Source organism: Marinobacter sp. L-46 (assembly GCF_056859535.1).
On the sequence record NZ_JBSXOP010000040.1, the window covers coordinates 75,852 to 92,823 of the forward strand.

Consider the following 16,972-nt stretch of genomic DNA (forward strand, 5'->3'; position numbering starts at 1 on the left):
GAATGGATGACGGATCTGAGAGTACTGGTGGTTGAAGACGAGCCGGTCATGCGCGAGCGGCTGGTACAGATGCTGTACAAGGCGGGCGCAACGCTGGTGACGGAATGCAGTGATGCGGCTTCGGCCAGGGCAGCGTTCGACGCCAGTGAATACCAGATCATTCTGCTGGACCTGGGGCTGCCGGACGGCAACGGCCACGAATTGATGACCCGCTTCAAGGAGGTTCGCAAGGAGCAGCACATCGTGCTGGTAACGGCGGATGATTCGATTGAGAGTATCCAGCGGGCAATCAGTGCCGGCGCCAACGGCTACGTGGTCAAGCCCTATTCCCAGGAAAAAATTCACGATGTTGTGAGTAACTACGCCATGGTCCACGGTGGAGACATGGCGCAGATGCAGGGGCTGAACCGGCACCACTGACCGGTCCAGCCTGCGTTGGCTCAGGCCACCTGGCGGGCAATCCAGGAGTTGTAACGGGTGGCCAGTGCACGCACATAGCGGGCCTCGGCGCCGTCCAGGTTGCTCAGCACACCCTTGAAAATCCAGCCACGCTCGTACAGACCCAGCACCCGCTGCTCGTCATCCAGGTTGACGCGCTGATTCAGTTTCTTGCAAATTGCATCCAGCAGCGGCAGCTTTTCCGGACGTTTGATCGGTGCCTGCCGGTTGGTCATTGGCTGGTTGGCTGCCCGTGTAGTCGGATGTCTTCTCATGATCTTCTCCTTGTCGTTTTGCGGCTGCAAAAACAGAAAACCCCGGGGCCTGAGGCAACCGGGGTCTGGCAGAGAAGCTGCCCCGGTCGCTGCAATGGCTCCCGGGACTGACCGAAAGCCGTTAGATGTCTTTCACCATGGCGCGCACGGATTGCCCTGCTTGGCAACCGGCGGTGGTAATAACGGTGTACTTGGTAATCATTCTGGACCTATCGGCTCTGTGATTTCGGTTCGGTATCAGTGTATCGGCAATTGGCCGGTTTGCAATAGCCTCCGCCATTCGGCAAACCCGTACAGACGCCTTGGGCTCTCGGGGCCATAATTCTCGCCGTCACGTGTTTTTACGTTGTGCAATCCTCGATGCCTCCGTATCAGGTATCGGATGGATCTCTCCTTTCTACGCAGCCCCCATGGGCTGCGTTTTTTTTACGCCTTCGGAAACTTCGTAGCCACTAGTCCCTACAGCCAATTCCGGCCGGATTGGCGATAATTTACACACCCATCAAGTGGTACACCTAAACCGAATACAGAGGTTGAAACCGAAGAAAATGCCCGAAGACCCTGCCCCCGCCCGCAACAAGTTCCGTTCTGATTTTATCGTTGAAATCGCGCTGCTCGCCGCCGTTGCCGTTTACCTGGTGATCGCCCAGGGGCAGTCTGTGGGAGACAACCTGAGCTTCACCGTTGTGGGCGCCAGCCTGATGGCCCTGGCCACCTACTGGACCCTGCATACAACCCGGGATGGCCTGGAAGTTATTGCACTGAGGCTTCGCCCCGGCAAGTAAGTTTTTGCCAGGTGTGGTGCAGGATCAGGGCGTCGTTGGCGGCCCTGTGAACCGGCAGGCCCAGTTCGGCAATCACCTGCTGGCGCACGCCGGACCAGTGCCGGACCTGGGTCTGGTCGAGCAGCATGGAGATGGACTCCAGCTGGAAGGCCGGTGTTTCCCCGGCTGCCCGGTACAGGCGGTGCAGCCAGAAACTGTCGAAGGTCCAGGCATCACAGAACACCTGCCCTGACAGCAACCCGTTCAGCTGTTCGACAACCTCGGCTACCGGCCGGCCTTCCTGCTCCAGCCGGCTGCGGGAGATACCGTGAATGGCCTCGGCACTGTCGGACCAGTCCTGCCATTGCCTGTTGGGGCGGATCAGCCAGCTGTGCAGGGTGCCGTCAGGCAGGCACAGGCCAACCTCGATCGGGTAACTGGCGATCAGGTCAAGGCTGGAGGCCTCGAAGTCGATAAACGCTGGGCTGGAATCCGGTTGCATCAGGTGTCGGTTCTGGTTCATTGTCATTTTCTCCCGAGTTTACCGCCGATCCTGCGTTGACGCGAACCCAACCGGTGTTTGCGCTGTTACAATACCGCTCAGCTTTGACCACCCCGTGACACACCCCCTGCTATTGTGGTGAGAATCCCATGACTGACACTGTTGTCGTTATTTATTCCGGAGGCATGGACTCGTTTACCCTGCTCCACCTGGCCCGTTCCCGGGGCCTGAAGGTCCATGCGCTGTCGTTCAATTACGGCCAGCGCCATGTACGGGAGCTGGAGGCGGCGCGCGCCGTGTGCCAGGCCGAGGGTATTCCCCACAAGGTGATTGATATCCGCGCCATGAGCGAGGTGATGGCCGGTTCTTCCCTGACTTCTGACGCCGAGGTGCCGGAAGGGCACTATGAAGAAGATTCCATGAAGTCCACCGTGGTGCCCAACCGCAACATGATTCTGCTGTCCCTGGCCACCGGCTACGCGGTAACCGTGGGCGCGGGGGCTGTCTGGTATGGCGCCCACGGCGGCGATCACGCCATCTATCCGGACTGCCGGCCCGAATTTGTGGAGAAAATGGACGCTGTCTGCCGCATCGCCAATTACGAACCTGTGGGTATCGAAGCGCCGTTCATGGCCCTGGACAAGGGCGAAATCCTGGCTGAAGGCCTGAAGCTTGGCCTGGATTACAGCCAGACCTGGACCTGCTACAACGGCCGGGATAAAGCCTGCGGCCGTTGCGGTTCCTGTGTCGAGCGGCTGGAAGCGTTCGCCGCCCACGGCCTGGAAGATCCGCTGGCCTACGAGGACAATGCCTGATGTACCGGGTAAAAGAGGCCTTCTACACCCTGCAGGGCGAGGGCGCCCAGGCGGGCCGGGCGGCAGTGTTCTGCCGGTTCAGCAAATGCAATCTGTGGAATGGCCGGGAGCAGGACCGGGCGGCGGCGGTGTGCAATTTCTGCGATACCGACTTTGTTGGTACCGATGGCCAGAACGGCGGCCGCTTTGAAACCGCCGAGGCGCTGGCAGCCCATATCCGCAGCCTGTGGCCCGATGCCCCTGGCAAACCCTATGTGGTGTGCACCGGGGGTGAACCGTTGTTGCAGCTGGATGAGCCGCTGATTGCAGCCTTCCATGCCGAGGGCTTCGAAGTGGGGGTGGAAACCAATGGCACCCTGCCGGCTCCTGACGGTATCGACTGGCTGTGTGTGAGCCCCAAGGCGGACGCCGAGGTGGTGATTACCGAGTGTGATGAACTGAAGCTGGTCTTTCCTCAGCCGCAGGCCCCACCGGAGCGCTTTCTGGGCATCCGGGCGAGGCATTACTTTTTGTCTCCGATGGCTTCGCCCTCGGTGCCGGACCAGGGCAATGATCCGGTCAAACAGAGCAATAGCCGCAAGGCGACCGATTACTGCCTGGCCCATCCGCAATGGCGCCTGACCCTGCAGATGCACAAGATTCTGGGCATCGACTGACTCAGGCGGTTTTCCGGAAACCGGTTTCCCGGGCACGGAAGTGGCTCGGGCTCAGGCCGGTCCAGCGTTTGAAGGCACGGGTAAAGTTGGCGGCATCGGCGTAGCCCAGGGCATCGGCAATCTGGCTCAGGTTCATGCCCGTGGTGCCGAGCAGGTCCTGTGCCCGCTCCAGCCGCACCTGGTCGACCAGGTTCTGGAAACTGGCGTCTTCTTCCTGCAGCCGGCGCTTGAGCGTCCGTTCCGAGACAAACAGGGTGCTGGCCACCCGGGCCAGTTTCGGCGGGAATGGATGGCTGGTTTCGATCACCCTGCGCACCCGGCAGGCAAAGCCGGCGTCTTCCGTGAGTTGTTTCAGCGCTTCTTCACACTGTTCCCGCGAGCTCTCTGCCAGCTGTTCATTGCTGAACCGGACCGGCTGTGCCAGCTGGCTGACGGGAATTACCAGGGCATCCTCATGGGCGCCATACTCTACCGGCACGCCCACCACGCGACGGAATCGGTGGAAATGATTCGGCTCCGGGCCGCGCCGGAGAATCCGGGTACCGGGCACCGCAGCCCCGGTCAGCTGGGCTCCCATGGAGACGCAGCCGTACAGCACCGCATCCAGCACAAAGCCCTGCAACGGCCCCAGTTCGACATCACAGAACACGGTGTAACGGGCGTTCTGGCCACTCAGGTGCTTTTCTACTTTCAGGTGCGGTGCCCGCAGTGTCAGATAACGGGTCATCAGCTCCAGCGCTTCTTCCAGGGTAGGGCTGCTCATCACCGCAGTACCCAGGGCTCCGTGCAGGGGCAACCGGAGTTCCCTCGCCAGCATGATGCCCAGGCCAGGTTCGCCGCTTTCGATGATCGCCCGGGTAACAAATTCACTGGCCTGGGCCTGGCTGACCCGGAGATCGGTGGAGTTCAGGCGGGCCGGGTCCAGGCCGACCCGGAGGATCAGATCCCGCTCGTCGACGCCAATGGTGCGGAGCAGCTCGGCCAGGGTATGCAGGTAGATGGCCGGCATACCCAGGTCCTGTGCAGTAGAAACGGAGGCGCGCATGGGTTTCCTCGTCAGTGTCTGTTGTTGTTATGCAAGGGAGTCAGTCACAGATTATGGCCTTTTGCCGTGCCCGACCCCATGACTCCAGTGACGGGTCAACGGGCCGGAGAGGCCAATTGCCTGTATGCCGGCCCTGTCACTGACTGTGCCGGCGAATAAAGTCTTCCAGTACCCGGGCCGAGCGGCCGGGTTTCTCCAGCATGGGCAGGTGGCCCACGCCCCGGAATACGTGTACCTCGGCATGGGGCGTGGCGGCTCCGAACCAGTCCACGCAGCGGGTGGGTGTGATAACGTCTTTGTCGCCCCATTGCACCTGCAGCGGCGGGGTTTCGGTTCCCAGATAGCGGGCCGGTGCCAGCGGGTCTGCCAGCATGTCGTTGAAAATATGGCGCAGGGAATCCCGGCGCTGCAGCAGGTCGGGCCCCAGCAGGCCAGTCATGGCCAGGCCCGGCAGAGTCGGTTTGCCGTTGCCGACGCTGTTGAACATTCGGTAGACCCCGCTCCAGTCCCGGGGAATGAGGATGGCATCCCGGTCGGTTTTGAACGGTGCGTTGAGGTCGGCATCCGGCTGTTCCGGTATGCCGGCACTGTTCAGCAGGGTGACGGTACGCGGCGGCCGGTCGAGCGTGTGCGCCATCACCGAGGCAATGGCGCCGCCCATGGAGCTGCCGGCAATGTGCAGGTTGTCGGTGGCATAGCCTGACAGCCATTGTCCGAGCCGCCGGGCCTGGCTATCGTAGCGATAGCAGGCGTCTGGCCGGTACTGGCTTTCTCCCAGGCCGGGCACATCCGGCACCAGCAGGTGCCAGTCTGCGGGTAGCATCTGCATCCAAAGGGCCCAGTTTTCTTTCATGGCGGCAAAGCCGTGAATCAGCACCAGGGTCGGCTTGCCCGGTGTCGGCCGGCCCCGCTCCAGAAACACCAGCCGGTGTCCGTCGACCAGGGCCTCCTTGCGGCGGGCACGCAGTAACCAGCGCTGGCCGGTGCGGGCAGCAGGCCACAGATTGGGGGCAGGAATTCTCATGGGGACAACCTCGTAACAACAAGCCGGCACCCAGTGTAACGGGCTGTGGCCGGGGAGCTATTGCCGGGTTGCCTGGGCTGGCGGTCGGTCGGGTCAGTTATTGCCCAGATGGATGTCGGTGATCACCGGATTGTGGTCCGAGGCCCGCCACGGCTGAGGGCCTGACAGGGCGGAGCGCTGGTTGTAGGCAAGCGCCCGGGCTTCATCGGCATTGATGTTCCAGGTTTGCGCGTGGCGGACCCGGGGCTGCAAGTGCCTGTCGGCCAGGCTGTAATCGAGCGAGCCCTTCTCACCCCGGTAACGATAGCTGTGGTAGGGGCAAGCCTCCGGTCTGCAGGGGTAAAAGCGATGTACCTGGCTATGGTATCCGGCCTGTTGGAATCTCTGAACCGGTGTTTCCATGGCATAGCTGTTGAGGTCGCCGGTAATCAGGGTGCCGGCGAATCGGGCGGGAGCGGGCAAGGAATCCAGCCAGCGGATCAGCGCCCCGGCTTCTTCGCTGCGGCGATGGCTGTAGCAGCCCTGGCCGTCTTGCCGGTCGGTATCCGGGCCGGAGGCTTGTCGGCAGGATTTGGATTTCAGGTGCGGCACCACTACCTGTAAAGCATCACCACCGGCTGTGGGGCGAAACGCCTGTGCCAGCGGCGGCCGGCCCTGGTGCCGGAACGCACCGGAGCGAAGCCGGTGCGGCTGACCGGCCGGTACAACCCGGTCTGTGCGGTACAGCAGTGCGGTACGAATGGCATCGGAGCCGTCCTGCCTCGGGGTCCTGATGAATGCCCATGGTTCTCCGAGCGTCTCTGCCAGTTGCGTGATAGCGCTGTCCGGGCCGTAACCGTCGTTTTCCAGCTCACTGACCGCAAGGATGTCCGGCTTGGCCTGCAGGATGGCACTGCGCAGCCGCGAGGCCTGCACCTCCAGTTGCTGAAGGGATTCGGCTCCTCTGGGTGTCGGGAAGCCGTTGCCCCGGCCATCGCCGTTAAAGAAGTTCTGCAGGTTCAGGGCCATGACCCGGACATGGTCCCGGGCCGGAGCCGGTGGTGCGTCTGGGCGGGGATTATTGCGCTGGAACCGGGGCATCACGGACGGTTGCAGGCGCCACTGGCTGAACCGGAAATCCAGTACGCCTTCAAGCCGGGTTACCCGGTCGCCGGCGCGCAGGGGTACATCGCCGGCAAGGTGGTTCAGCCAGGGCACGGGGTTGGGCTGGCGCTGGCTTTTGCCGTCGTCCAGAAGTACCCGGTGGAGTTGGTTACGTTTGCTTTGGGCAGCGGCTTTGGGGCCCGGGGGCAGGTATTCGGTGGGCGTAACCTGATCGGAACTGGCCAGGGTGAGTTCGCCATAGCGGGCCAGGTTGTAGTGGTCGATGATGGTCAGGGGCTGGCTGAACCTCACGCGCATGTTTTCCAGGTGTTCCGGTGCCTCGGGCCAGGGCAGTCTGACCTCAACGGGTTCCGGGAGTGGCGCGGTACCGCAGACCTTAAGATTCCGCACAGCCACCAGCTCGGTCAGCCCGTGGAACTCCTTGACGGTGCCGGTCACCCGCAGCCGTTGCCCGGGCTTGCTGGTTTTTTTGCGGGTGTAGATAAACAGGGCTTCGGAGGTGGCGGGGTTGTTATCGGTTTCGTGGTCGGCCTGTTGCAGGTAAAAGCCGTTGAAGCCTCCGGGTTCCCGGGCGTCCCGGGTAACTATGCCTTCTACAGTAACGGTTTGTCCGGCCAGGGGAGAGCGGGTGCCATCAGACTGGATGCGATGGATGGGGGTTGCCGGATCGCCACAGGAGGCCGCCGCCGCTGCAGGAAGCAGGGCGGCGAGGATCAGGCTGATAAGGGGTATTCGTTCTGGCTTGGTCACCGGGCCAGTCTAGCAGAGACCGGCAACCGCTTTGAGTGCCCGTTCCCGTTTGCTGCCAAAGCCGAGTTGGTCGGGATTGGCCAGTTCCACCTGTTGCACCAGCGGGTCCGGGTGCAGGTTATCCAGCGTAATGCCCATGCGTGCCAGCACATAGGGTGCCAGGGCGGCGCGGGTTTCAAGGTGCAGCCTGCCCTGTTCCATGCCGTAGTCATTGGCGATGATCTGCTGCTGGGCTTCGGTCAGCCGCTGGTCGGGGGTAATTTCCAGGCTTACCATGCGCTGCCAGTCGTCATCCTGGCCGGCGGTTTGCCGGGCTTTCTGGCGCAGGGCTTCCGGGTGCCCCTGGAAACGGCTCAGGGCAAAGTCCCGGAACTCGCGGTTGGCATGGCACCAGGCGCGAACGTGCCAGTTATTGCCGGTACACACCAGGGTATGGGGTTCCAGCAGGCTTTCAGCGGCTTCTGGGCGGCTCAGGGAAATATAGCTGGCGCGCAGCTGGCGGCGGTAACGGGTTGCGGTTACCACCGCACGCATGGTTTCCGGCGCAACGTGGCGGCAGGGCTCCACGACCACGGTGTTGCCGGGCAGGCCCAGATCCAGCTCCGAGAAGGTGGCCCCGAGCCTTTGCTGGCGGGCCAGCAGGTCATGGTATTCGCTGACCTGGCCATGGGTGACCACCGGTTTGAAATCCCGGGCGGGGACATAGCCTTTAAGGTGTCGGTCGTAGACCAGGTTGCCCGGTGCCAGCTCCCGCAGGTAGGTATTGATGTCTTTGGAAGCCTGCTGCCGGCCGATTCCGAAACTGTGGCAGATGTGGTTGGTGGTCAGCCGACCTTCCCACAGTGCGATGGTTTCGATGAGTCGATAGCGAAGCAGCAGATCCCAGCGAATGGGCCAGTCCGTTTTCTTCATAACCAGGCGCTCACGATCCAGTAATTTGCGTGGCATTCATGTTACCCGCTCCCGTCACCGGGGTGTGTTACGGCCCATTAATGTAAAACATTGTCAAACGGGGCGCCAGCAGCGCCTTCGGTTTCGGCAAGTGCCTAGTGGTGCCGGCCTGGTGTGGCTGGTTAAATACCTGTCTGCAGCAACTTTTAAGGCTGCTATCTTTTATTGATTCCAATCCAGATTTCCCAGCCGGAGTTGCCGATGACCCGAATGGTCGTTTCTTTGTCTGCCTTGATCATGAGCATTGTGCTCCTGGTCAGCGGCAACGCCTTCCTGATGACTCTGCTGGGTATCCGGCTGAGTATCGAGCAGGTGTCTCCGGACGTGATCGGCTGGGTACTGGTGTGCTATTCCATCGGCTTCGTGCTGGGCACGTTGTATGTGCACAAGATTATTGGCCGGGTCGGCCATATCCGTGCATTTGCGGTGTTTGCGGCGATGGCGGCGGTGGCCGCATTGTTGTATCCGATGGCAGTGTCCACCCTGTTCTGGGCGGTGTTGCGGGTATTGTCCGGTTTCAGCGTGGCCGGCGTTCTGGTGGTGATCGAAAGCTGGTTCTCCAGCCGCGCCACCAACAGTAATCGCGGCGCCATGTTTGCCGTGTACCAGATTGTGTTCTACCTGTCCGCCGCCGGCGGCCAGCTGATCGTGAATGTGGGTGACCCTGCCAACTTCCTGCCGTTTTCCCTGGCTGCAATTCTGTTGACCATGGCCCTGATTCCGCTGTCGATGACCCGGATGGAAGCGCCGGTAATCGAGCAGACCAGCCGGATGTCTGTGTTCAAGCTGGCCCGGGAGTCGTTTTCGGGTGTGGCTGGTGCCTTGATCAGTGGTGTGCTGATCGGGGGGTTCTATGCCCTGGGGCCTGTCTACGCCACCCTGGTGGGCCTGGACGTCGCCAAGACCTCGACCTTCATGGCCAGTGCGATTATTGCTGCCATGTTGCTGGCCTGGCCGTTGGGGCGGGTTTGTGACCGGTTTGATCGCCGGCGGGTGATGTTCTGGGTTGCCCTGGCTGCGGCCGCATCGGCTGGCGGAGTGGCGGTGCTGGGGGCCAGCAGCCTGGCGCTGCTGACCTTGTTGGTGGGCCTGTTCACCGGGCTGTCCGCCACCCTGTATCCGATTGCCGTGGCCATCACCAATGACCGGATGGACAGCAACCGCATTGTGGCGGCCAGCGCTACCTTGCTGCTGAGTTACGGTATTGGCAGCGTGATCGGGCCGATTGCCATGTCCAAGCTGATCAGCGTGCTGGGGCCGTCGGGGCTGTTCTATGGCAATGCCGGCTTCCTGCTGGTGCTGGCGGTGATTACCAGTTACCGAATCAGTCATACCGACGATGTGCCGGTGGAAGATCAGGAGCACTTTGTGCCCGCGATGCCGGAAGCATCGCCCGTGCTGTCCGAAATGGATCCGCGGAACGAAGAGTTTCAGGAATCTCCGGAAGTGGAAGAAATGCAGGAAGAGTTGCGCCAGGCTGGCTGACGCAACTTGCTGAAACTTTCGGTTATCACCGATTATATTTCCACTTCGGTATCTGTATTTAAATCAACGATTAGCATACTATTGGTGAATATTCAGCAATAGTAAGTTTTCGTCAGTTCTTGCCCGGGCGTGGTTTGCCCCGGAGCAGATCAGCCTCAGGAGTAGATTGTCATGAGAGAACAGTTCCCCTTTGCCGTTGCCCGGGTTACCCGCCGCTGGCGTAAAATGCTTGATGAACGCCTGAAAGACCTCGGTGTTACCCAGGCCCGCTGGAGCACCATGTTCTACCTGCAGGAAGGCGGCGAAGGCCTGACCCAGCGCGAACTGGCGAGCCTCATGGCCATCGAGAACCCGACCCTGGTGCGCCTGCTCGACAGCCTGGAACAGCAGAACCTGATTGAGCGCCGCCCTTGCCCGAACGACCGCCGGGCCCGTCGCCTGCACCTGACCAAGGCGGGTGTGGGCTTTATGGAAGAGCTGACACAGAGAGCCTCCGACCTTCGGGAGGAGATGCTTGAAGGGATTTCCGACAAGGATCTCGAGTGCACCCTGAAGGTGTTCCACAAGATCATGGAAAACGCTGAAAAGCAGAAGTAACCCTTGGCGGATAATTCGGTCGAGGGCCTGAAGGCTCGATACGGCGACCGCTGGCGCTGGCTGGCGGTCATCACGGTTGTGATGGGTACCATGGCCACGGTGCTCAGCGCCACAGTGGTCAACGTTGCCCTGCACGACATCATGATGGAGTTCGGAATCCGTCAGGGGCAGGTGCACTGGCTGGCGACCGGCTTTATCGCCGCCATGACCACCACCATGCTGGCTTCCACCTGGTTGCTGGACCGGTTCGGTGTGCGGCTCACCCTGGCCTGTGCCATGGCCATGTTTACCGTCATTTCAGTCATCGGCGGCTTTGCCGAAACTCCCGGCCAGCTGATCGCCGCGCGGGTGGGTCAGGGCGCGATGGCGGGCCTGATGCAGCCAATGGGCATGTTCCTGGTGTTCCGCATTTTTCCGCCTGAACAGCGTGGCCAGGCCATGGGTATCTATGGCATGGGTGTGATCCTGGCACCGGCCCTGGGCCCGGTACTGGGCGGTTTTCTGGTGGACCAGTTCAACTGGCGTTATGTGATGTTTGCGCCCGCGCCGGTCACCCTGCTGGGTGTCTGGATGGCCTGGCGTTTTCTGCCACTACCCCGCTCCCAGCCGGCCAATTATCCCTTCGATTTTCTCGGCCTGGCATTGCTGGGCAGCCTGATAGCGCTGACCCTGGACACCCTGACCCGCCTGCAGGAACTGACCGGCCAGGAAATCCGGGTGCTGGTTCAGGGCATGGTCGCGGTTGCCCTGCTGGCGGCCTTCCTGGTACGTGCCCGCACGGCCCGTTATCCTCTGATAAAACTGGACTTGCTGCGCCGTCCGGTATTCCTGTTTGCCACCCTGGGTGCCATGGCACTGGGCCTGGCGCTGTTTGGCTCTACTTACCTGATTCCGCTGTTTGTACAGACCACGCTCGGCTTCTCCGCAACCGAGGCTGGCCTGCTGATGTTGCCGGCTGGTATCGTTCTGGGAATGACCTTCCCGCTGGCCGGGCGGCTGGCTGACCGGCGCAGTGCCCGCAGCCTGGTGTTGTTTGGTATTGTAGTGTTTGCCCTGTCGGCGGTGCTGTTTGCGGTCACCGGGCACCTGGTGGGCTTTGGCTGGCTGGCATTCTGGGCCATTCTGGGCCGGATCGGCATCGGCTTCATGCTGCCGGCGCTGTCTACCGGGGCCATGAATCCCCTGCCGCCGGAGCTGATGGGTGCGGGTTCCAGCACCATCAACTTTGCCCGGCAACTGGGCGGCGCGTTGGGTGTTAACATCGTGGCGCTGACCATCGAATTCGGGGCGCATCAGGGTGGGCTTCCTACCTTTTCCGCGTTCCAGTCGGCCTGGTGGCTGGTAGCAGTATTCGTAGCGGTAGCCGCCATCCCGGTCTGGAAGATGCGCAGCTGAGTTTTCATATAAATTTACCCACCGGAGGCCTTTCTGAATGGATGCTTTTCTCGCATCGACCCTTGCCGTAGCCATTGCCGAGATTGGCGACAAAACCCAGCTGTTGTCGTTGTTCCTGGTTGCCCGCTACGCCACCCGTACCCCGATCATCCTGGGCATCCTGGTTGCTACGGTGCTTAACCATGCGCTGTCCGCCTGGATTGGCGCCTGGGTGGCGGCACAGATTCCGGCAGCCTGGCTACCCTGGATTCTTGCCGTGAGCTTTATTGCCATTGCCCTGTGGCTGCTGGTGCCGGATAAAGACGACAGCGACGACTCGAAGTTTCTGGGCATGGGGGCCTTCATGGCCACCACCATCATGTTCTTCCTGGCCGAAATCGGCGACAAAACCCAGATCGCCACGGTGGTACTGGCGGCAAGGTATACCGAGACATTCTGGGTTATTATCGGAACCACCGTTGGTATGCTGATTGCCAATGTACCGGTTATTCTGGCAGGTCGCTGGCTGATGGAGCGCCTGCCCCTGGCCACCGCGCGGATCAGCGCCAGTATTCTGTTTGTGGCGCTGGCGGGGGTTACCATTTGGACAACCTTGATGAACTCCTGACGCCTTCGCCGGTCTTCTGGTGTGGCAGGATTTTGAACAGGAAACAAATATGATGCAGTTGAAGTACCGTTTCTCGTGGCTGCTGGTGCTGTTGCTTGCCAGCCTTGGCATGCAGGCCAGTGCCCAGCCTGCGCCGGAACCCGGGCCCGGGGAGCAGGAAGATGCAAAGGAAGAAATCGACCGGTCTCCGCGGGTGCCAACCTTTCCCCTGAACGGTGACCTGGCGGGGGAGCTGCAGGTATTCACCACCGCCTATGAAGACACCTTTGCCGGCATTGGTAACGAACTGGCGCTGGGCTACCTGGAACTGGTTAAAGCCAATCCCGGAGTGGATCCCTGGCTACCGGGCGACGGCTCGGTGATTACCCTGCCCCGTATGTATGTGCTGCCGGATGTGCCGCGCAAGGGCATCGTGATCAACCTGGCCGAATACCGTCTTTACTACTTTGCGGAAGATGGCGTGCAGGTGTATCCGGTCGGCGTGGGTACCGAGGAAAATCCCTCACCGCTGACCAACGCCGAAGTTACCATGCCGCTGGAGTCTCCGGCCTGGTATCCGCCGGCCAGTATCCGGGCCGAGTACGAAGCCTCCGGCGATTTCCTGCCCCGGATGATTCCCCCGGGCCCGGATAATCCGCTGGGCTCCCACGCCCTGATGTTGAGCGAGAAAGGCTACCTGATTCATGGCACCAACAAGCAGTTCGGTGTCGGCATGGCGGTCAGCCATGGCTGCTTTCGCATGTACAACGAGGATATCTCCCGCTTTGTCTACCAGGTGAAGAAAGGCACTCCGGTACGGGTGATCCGTGAATCGGTGAAGGTCGGCCTGTCGGGTGGCGAGGTCTGGCTGGAAGTGCACCGGCCCCGGGAAGATTACACCGCAGAGGATCGCGACAAGCTCTGGCAACAGGTGTTCAAGAAAGTCGAAACCTTTGTTGAGGAACATCCGGACGTGCAGGTGCGGCGACAGTCTATCGAGATTGCCGTAGACCAGGCCGACGGCATTCCCACCATGATTGGCGAAAAGCTCACGCAGATGGCCTCTGAAAAGAGCGCCGAACCGCCCCGGGAACAAAAAACCGAACCCGGGCAGACGCTGTACTTCTGATAGCGTGGCGGATCGAACAAGGCCTCTTCTCACCCTGTACCCGGGCTACACTAGCACCGGGATTAACGAAAAGGTGAAGAACACACCGTTTATTGTGGATGCACAGACCGGGTGCCGTGCTATGGTGAAAGCCATAGAAGCCGGAAAGGCCGGGCACTTTGTGCCGGCCTGGCCCCGGGCACCGCTGGGTTTCATTATCAGGCGCTTGCCGGAGGCCGTTCCGGCGCGCATGTTCTGACCATCCGGACCGGAGGGCATGATGCACGCACCGCCATTCCAGAGTCGATCCGGCCACCGGAGGGCAACCTTCTGGGGCTTGGTGTTCCTGGCCGGAGCCCTGTTGTTACTGGTCAGCCTGTCATGGCAGGTACTGGCCCAGCAGGAACGGCGCGGAACCGCCCTGGTGCTGACCGTGGAAGGTGCCATTGGCCCCGCCACCATGGATTACGTAACTCGGGGTCTTCGCCGGGCCGAACAGGATAATGCCGGGCTGGTCATCCTGGAGCTGGACACCCCGGGTGGCCTGATGGACTCCATGCGGGAAATCATCAAGGCCATCCTTGCCTCCGGCATACCCGTTGCCACCTACGTTTCGCCCCAGGGCGCCCGCGCAGCCAGTGCCGGTACCTATATCCTCTACGGCAGCCATATCGCGGCCATGGCCCCTGCCACCAATCTGGGTTCTGCCACGCCGGTACAGATGGGCGGCCTGCCCGGTTCTCCGGAACCAGAATCTCCTTCCCCTGCAGACAACACTCCTGAAGACGCTGCCGGCGAAACCGAAGACGCCAGCACTGAACCGGAAAAACGCCGTGGTGACACCGCTATGGAACGCAAGGTGCTGGAGGATGCCGTCAGCTATATCCGTGGCCTGGCCGAGCGCCACGGCCGCAACGGTGACTGGGCGGAAGAGGCTGTGCGCGAGGCGGTAAACCTGGGGTCCAGTGAGGCGCTTGAGCTCAACGTGATCGATGTGGTGGCTCCGGACCTGGCAGGACTGTTGTCCGCCGTTGACGGTCGCACCGTGCAGATGGCCTCTGGCCCGCGCACCCTTGAAACCGCCGGGCTGCAACTGGTTCGGGCCGAGCCGGACTGGCGCACCCGCCTGTTGTCGGTGATCACCGATCCCAACGTGGCCTACTTCCTGATGATCATCGGCTTCTACGGCATTATTTTTGAGCTGGCGAACCCGGGGGCCGTGGTGCCGGGCGTGATCGGCGCCATCAGCCTGGTGCTGGCGCTGTTTGCCTTCCAGGTACTGTCGGTGAATTACGCCGGCCTGGCGCTGATTATGCTGGGGTTGGCATTTATTGTGGGGGAAGCCTTTGTGCCCAGCTTCGGGATACTGGGTATTGGCGGCATTGTCGCCTTTGTGACCGGTTCGGTGATCCTGATGGATGGCAGCCACCGGCAGATTTCCCTGCCCACCATTGGCGGAACAGCGGTGGTGGCTGGCGGCTTTATGCTGTGGACATTCACCCGCTTTATCGGCCTGCGGCGCCGGCACCCGGTCAGCGGCAGCGAGCAGATTGTCCATGAGCATGGCCTGGCGCTGGACGATTTCAAGCCGGAGCATGACCAGTTCCTTGGCCATGTGCGGGTCAGTGGCGAGCGCTGGAATGCCCGCAGCGGCTCGGCCATTACGGACGGCATGGAAGTCAGGGTAACCGGCATCGATGGGCTGACCCTGCAGGTAGAGCCCGGGTCTGACGCAAGGTAGAACAATCACAGGCAATACAAGGAGGCCGTATGAATCTGGGTGATTTCATTCCCTATCTCGCACCCACCGTGGTGCTGTTGCTGATCCTCGGGTCAGCGATCAAGATCCTGCCCGAGTACGAGCGTGGCGTGGTGTTCTTCCTGGGGCGCTTCCAGGGCGTGAAAGGGCCGGGCCTGATTATCGTGATTCCCGGTATCCAGCAGATCGTTCGGGTAGACCTGCGGGTGATCACGCTGGACGTGCCCAGCCAGGATGTGATCTCCAAAGATAACGTGACCGTGCGGGTGAACGCCGTGCTGTATTTTCGGGTAGTGGATCCGGAAAAGGCGATTATCCGGGTGGAAGACTATGGCGCGGCGACCAGCCAGCTGGCCCAGACCACCCTGCGTTCGGTGCTGGGTAAACACGACCTGGACGAGATGTTGTCAGAACGTGACAAGCTGAATGCGGACATCCAGGAGATCATCGATGCCCAGACCGAGGAGTGGGGTATCAAGGTGGCCAACGTGGAAATCAAACACGTAGACCTGAACGAATCGATGATACGCGCCATCGCCCGGCAGGCCGAGGCTGAGCGGGAGCGGCGGGCCAAGGTTATCCACGCCGAAGGTGAACTGCAGGCTTCAAAGAAACTGGTTGAGGCGGCAGAAGTGATGTCGGCCAACTCCGGGGCCATGCAGCTGCGCTACCTGCAAACGCTGGCGGATATGAGCAATAACAACTCGTCCACCATCGTGTTCCCGCTGCCGATGGATATGATCAAGAACTTTCTGGACAATCAGTCCGGAAACAAGGCACCTGACAAGCTGGATCAGTAACTCCCTGACTTTTCAAACGCCCACAAAAAAGGCCGGTTGAACCCAAGCCATTCGCCTTAAGTGTGGCTGGCAGGGCTGACAAGGCCAAAAGAAGCGCTATACTACTGGATATCCAGACAGTATGGCGCTTTTTTTATGAGCACGAAATCTTGCCAAGACCAACTACCTCGAATCCCCGAAACCATCCAGGGCATTCAAGTCAACGGCTGCCGGAACCCTACCTGCAAAAGCTTCTTAGCGTTCACAACCATCAAAGAAACTGATGAAGGTGGCAAAGATGTGTACGAGAGAGGTAAAGGGCATTACCGCATATCCGGAACTGGCAAAGGCACTGCGTCCCTTTTTTGCTTAAGCTGCATGGAGAATAAGCGAAACGGATTAGAAACTGGGGCAGTCTCAACTTCGCTAAAGAGCAACAAGGCGGTTTATGAAGAACTTCAAAGGATCTCGAAGCACCTAGATCCAGCAGAGTTGCGTTGCCCCAACCCAATCTGTGAGACAAACATAAGCGATACGCCCGTATCGGTCAAAAGAAACGGAAGGACATCAAGCGGGAATCAACGCCTCCTATGTCGTATATGCCGTAAAAGCTTCACAGAGAAACCGAAAAGCCGCAAACGTTCAAAGTCCCACGTTGAGAAAATGCTTTTCAAGCTATTGGTCAGTAAAGCGCCCCTGTCGCGAATAGCGTTCATTCTGGATATTGCACCACAAACGGTTTACGACAAGATTCACCTACTCCACCGCCAATGCCTGCGGTTTGTGGCAGAGAGGGAGCGGCGATTTTCAACCCAGTTGTCCAAATAGCTGCACCTAAGCAGCTAATTTATTGAGCTCAACTTCCTGTAGATTTCCGGGGTTGAGCGACACCGGACCGGTGACCTCCCAGTTCCGGGTATTGCCAGACCAGCGCTGAGG

Annotated in this window: 19 protein-coding genes; 13 read left to right on the forward strand and 6 right to left on the reverse strand. The window is 60.7% G+C overall.

The window, feature by feature from the left end:
* Positions 1–6 precede the first annotated feature (6 nt).
* On the forward strand, positions 7–420 hold the full coding sequence (locus AC13DJ_RS04130; RefSeq protein ID WP_058342239.1) for a response regulator: 414 nt from the start codon (positions 7–9) through the stop codon (positions 418–420).
* Positions 421–440: 20 nt separating this feature from the next.
* Here the strand turns inward: AC13DJ_RS04130 and AC13DJ_RS04135 are convergent, their stop codons facing one another.
* Positions 441–713, reverse strand: coding sequence for a hypothetical protein (locus AC13DJ_RS04135; RefSeq protein ID WP_036220218.1), 273 nt, complete (start codon positions 711–713; stop codon positions 441–443).
* A gap of 548 nt (positions 714–1,261) precedes the next feature.
* Here AC13DJ_RS04135 and AC13DJ_RS04140 point away from each other — a divergent pair.
* Positions 1,262–1,498, forward strand: coding sequence for a hypothetical protein (locus AC13DJ_RS04140; protein ID WP_482933231.1), 237 nt, complete (start codon positions 1,262–1,264; stop codon positions 1,496–1,498).
* On the opposite strand, the gene AC13DJ_RS04145 is transcribed toward AC13DJ_RS04140, so the two are convergent.
* On the reverse strand, positions 1,467–1,979 hold the full coding sequence (locus tag AC13DJ_RS04145) for a 3'-5' exonuclease (protein ID WP_482933235.1): 513 nt from the start codon (positions 1,977–1,979) through the stop codon (positions 1,467–1,469). The two genes, AC13DJ_RS04140 and AC13DJ_RS04145, sit on opposite strands and share 32 nt — an antisense overlap.
* Positions 1,980–2,128: 149 nt before the next feature.
* On the opposite strand from AC13DJ_RS04145, the gene queC reads away from it, so the two are divergent.
* Both queC and queE read left to right on the forward strand, forming a co-directional pair.
* Complete coding sequence (gene queC / locus AC13DJ_RS04150) at positions 2,129–2,794, forward strand: 7-cyano-7-deazaguanine synthase QueC (protein WP_474539707.1); 666 nt, start codon at positions 2,129–2,131, stop codon at positions 2,792–2,794.
* Positions 2,794–3,450 carry a 7-carboxy-7-deazaguanine synthase gene (queE, locus tag AC13DJ_RS04155; protein ID WP_482933232.1) on the forward strand — a complete coding sequence of 219 codons (657 nt, stop codon included), beginning with the start codon at positions 2,794–2,796 and terminating at the stop codon, positions 3,448–3,450. The genes queC and queE overlap by 1 nt, the downstream gene beginning before the upstream one ends.
* A 1-nt stretch (position 3,451) precedes the next feature.
* Here queE and AC13DJ_RS04160 read toward each other — a convergent pair whose 3' ends face one another.
* The 4 genes from AC13DJ_RS04160 to AC13DJ_RS04175 all read right to left on the reverse strand — a co-directional run bounded on the left by AC13DJ_RS04160 (position 3,452) and on the right by AC13DJ_RS04175 (position 8,321).
* Positions 3,452–4,495: an AraC family transcriptional regulator gene (locus AC13DJ_RS04160; RefSeq protein WP_199457730.1), complete on the reverse strand. Its 1,044-nt coding sequence runs from the start codon at positions 4,493–4,495 to the stop codon at positions 3,452–3,454.
* Between the two features lie 136 nt (positions 4,496–4,631).
* The gene (locus AC13DJ_RS04165; RefSeq protein ID WP_474539703.1) at positions 4,632–5,519 is read right to left on the reverse strand and encodes an alpha/beta fold hydrolase; all 888 of its coding nucleotides are present in this window, start codon (positions 5,517–5,519) and stop codon (positions 4,632–4,634) included.
* Positions 5,520–5,612: 93 nt separating this feature from the next.
* Positions 5,613–7,373, reverse strand: a complete 1,761-nt coding sequence (locus AC13DJ_RS04170) for an ExeM/NucH family extracellular endonuclease (protein ID WP_482933233.1) — start codon at positions 7,371–7,373, stop codon at positions 5,613–5,615.
* Positions 7,374–7,382: 9 nt separating this feature from the next.
* Complete coding sequence (locus AC13DJ_RS04175) at positions 7,383–8,321, reverse strand: helix-turn-helix transcriptional regulator (RefSeq protein WP_474539699.1); 939 nt, start codon at positions 8,319–8,321, stop codon at positions 7,383–7,385.
* 204 nt (positions 8,322–8,525) lie between these two features.
* On the opposite strand from AC13DJ_RS04175, the gene AC13DJ_RS04180 reads away from it, so the two are divergent.
* The 9 genes from AC13DJ_RS04180 to AC13DJ_RS04220 all read left to right on the forward strand — a co-directional run bounded on the left by AC13DJ_RS04180 (position 8,526) and on the right by AC13DJ_RS04220 (position 16,861).
* The gene (locus AC13DJ_RS04180; RefSeq protein ID WP_474539697.1) at positions 8,526–9,809 is read left to right on the forward strand and encodes an MFS transporter; all 1,284 of its coding nucleotides are present in this window, start codon (positions 8,526–8,528) and stop codon (positions 9,807–9,809) included.
* Positions 9,810–9,980: 171 nt separating this feature from the next.
* Positions 9,981–10,406, forward strand: a complete 426-nt coding sequence (locus AC13DJ_RS04185; RefSeq protein WP_474539695.1) for a MarR family transcriptional regulator — start codon at positions 9,981–9,983, stop codon at positions 10,404–10,406.
* Between the two features lie 3 nt (positions 10,407–10,409).
* The gene (locus AC13DJ_RS04190; RefSeq protein ID WP_476130630.1) at positions 10,410–11,801 is read left to right on the forward strand and encodes a DHA2 family efflux MFS transporter permease subunit; all 1,392 of its coding nucleotides are present in this window, start codon (positions 10,410–10,412) and stop codon (positions 11,799–11,801) included.
* Between the two features lie 37 nt (positions 11,802–11,838).
* Positions 11,839–12,408, forward strand: a complete 570-nt coding sequence (locus AC13DJ_RS04195) for a TMEM165/GDT1 family protein (RefSeq protein ID WP_058342250.1) — start codon at positions 11,839–11,841, stop codon at positions 12,406–12,408.
* A gap of 52 nt (positions 12,409–12,460) precedes the next feature.
* Positions 12,461–13,516, forward strand: a complete 1,056-nt coding sequence (locus AC13DJ_RS04200; protein WP_476130649.1) for a L,D-transpeptidase family protein — start codon at positions 12,461–12,463, stop codon at positions 13,514–13,516.
* A 73-nt stretch (positions 13,517–13,589) separates the two neighbouring features.
* Positions 13,590–13,754, forward strand: coding sequence for a hypothetical protein (locus tag AC13DJ_RS04205; RefSeq protein ID WP_476130632.1), 165 nt, complete (start codon positions 13,590–13,592; stop codon positions 13,752–13,754).
* A gap of 21 nt (positions 13,755–13,775) precedes the next feature.
* Entirely contained in the window at positions 13,776–15,236 is a 1,461-nt protein-coding gene (locus tag AC13DJ_RS04210; RefSeq protein WP_476130634.1) for an NfeD family protein, read from the forward strand.
* 29 nt (positions 15,237–15,265) lie between these two features.
* Complete coding sequence (locus AC13DJ_RS04215) at positions 15,266–16,054, forward strand: slipin family protein (protein ID WP_058342252.1); 789 nt, start codon at positions 15,266–15,268, stop codon at positions 16,052–16,054.
* A gap of 357 nt (positions 16,055–16,411) precedes the next feature.
* On the forward strand, positions 16,412–16,861 hold the full coding sequence (locus AC13DJ_RS04220; protein WP_482933236.1) for a transposase: 450 nt from the start codon (positions 16,412–16,414) through the stop codon (positions 16,859–16,861).
* The last annotated feature ends 111 nt before the right edge of the window (positions 16,862–16,972 follow it).

Excerpts from the sequence above, each read along its gene's own strand:
- AC13DJ_RS04195 (WP_058342250.1), top strand. The coding sequence starts at position 11,839 with ATGGATGCTTTTCTCGCATCGACCCTTGCCGTAGCCATTGCCGAGATT.
- AC13DJ_RS04135 (WP_036220218.1), bottom strand. The coding sequence starts at position 713 with ATGAGAAGACATCCGACTACACGGGCAGCCAACCAGCCAATGACCAAC.
- AC13DJ_RS04160 (WP_199457730.1), bottom strand. The coding sequence starts at position 4,495 with ATGCGCGCCTCCGTTTCTACTGCACAGGACCTGGGTATGCCGGCCATC.
- AC13DJ_RS04140 (WP_482933231.1), top strand. The coding sequence starts at position 1,262 with ATGCCCGAAGACCCTGCCCCCGCCCGCAACAAGTTCCGTTCTGATTTT.
- AC13DJ_RS04175 (WP_474539699.1), bottom strand. The coding sequence starts at position 8,321 with ATGCCACGCAAATTACTGGATCGTGAGCGCCTGGTTATGAAGAAAACG.
- AC13DJ_RS04210 (WP_476130634.1), top strand. The coding sequence starts at position 13,776 with ATGCACGCACCGCCATTCCAGAGTCGATCCGGCCACCGGAGGGCAACC.
- AC13DJ_RS04180 (WP_474539697.1), top strand. The coding sequence starts at position 8,526 with ATGACCCGAATGGTCGTTTCTTTGTCTGCCTTGATCATGAGCATTGTG.
- queE (WP_482933232.1), top strand. The coding sequence starts at position 2,794 with ATGTACCGGGTAAAAGAGGCCTTCTACACCCTGCAGGGCGAGGGCGCC.
- AC13DJ_RS04145 (WP_482933235.1), bottom strand. The coding sequence starts at position 1,979 with ATGCAACCGGATTCCAGCCCAGCGTTTATCGACTTCGAGGCCTCCAGC.
- AC13DJ_RS04185 (WP_474539695.1), top strand. The coding sequence starts at position 9,981 with ATGAGAGAACAGTTCCCCTTTGCCGTTGCCCGGGTTACCCGCCGCTGG.
- queC (WP_474539707.1), top strand. The coding sequence starts at position 2,129 with ATGACTGACACTGTTGTCGTTATTTATTCCGGAGGCATGGACTCGTTT.
- AC13DJ_RS04200 (WP_476130649.1), top strand. The coding sequence starts at position 12,461 with ATGCAGTTGAAGTACCGTTTCTCGTGGCTGCTGGTGCTGTTGCTTGCC.
- AC13DJ_RS04130 (WP_058342239.1), top strand. The coding sequence starts at position 7 with ATGACGGATCTGAGAGTACTGGTGGTTGAAGACGAGCCGGTCATGCGC.
- AC13DJ_RS04215 (WP_058342252.1), top strand. The coding sequence starts at position 15,266 with ATGAATCTGGGTGATTTCATTCCCTATCTCGCACCCACCGTGGTGCTG.
- AC13DJ_RS04220 (WP_482933236.1), top strand. The coding sequence starts at position 16,412 with ATGGAGAATAAGCGAAACGGATTAGAAACTGGGGCAGTCTCAACTTCG.
- AC13DJ_RS04165 (WP_474539703.1), bottom strand. The coding sequence starts at position 5,519 with ATGAGAATTCCTGCCCCCAATCTGTGGCCTGCTGCCCGCACCGGCCAG.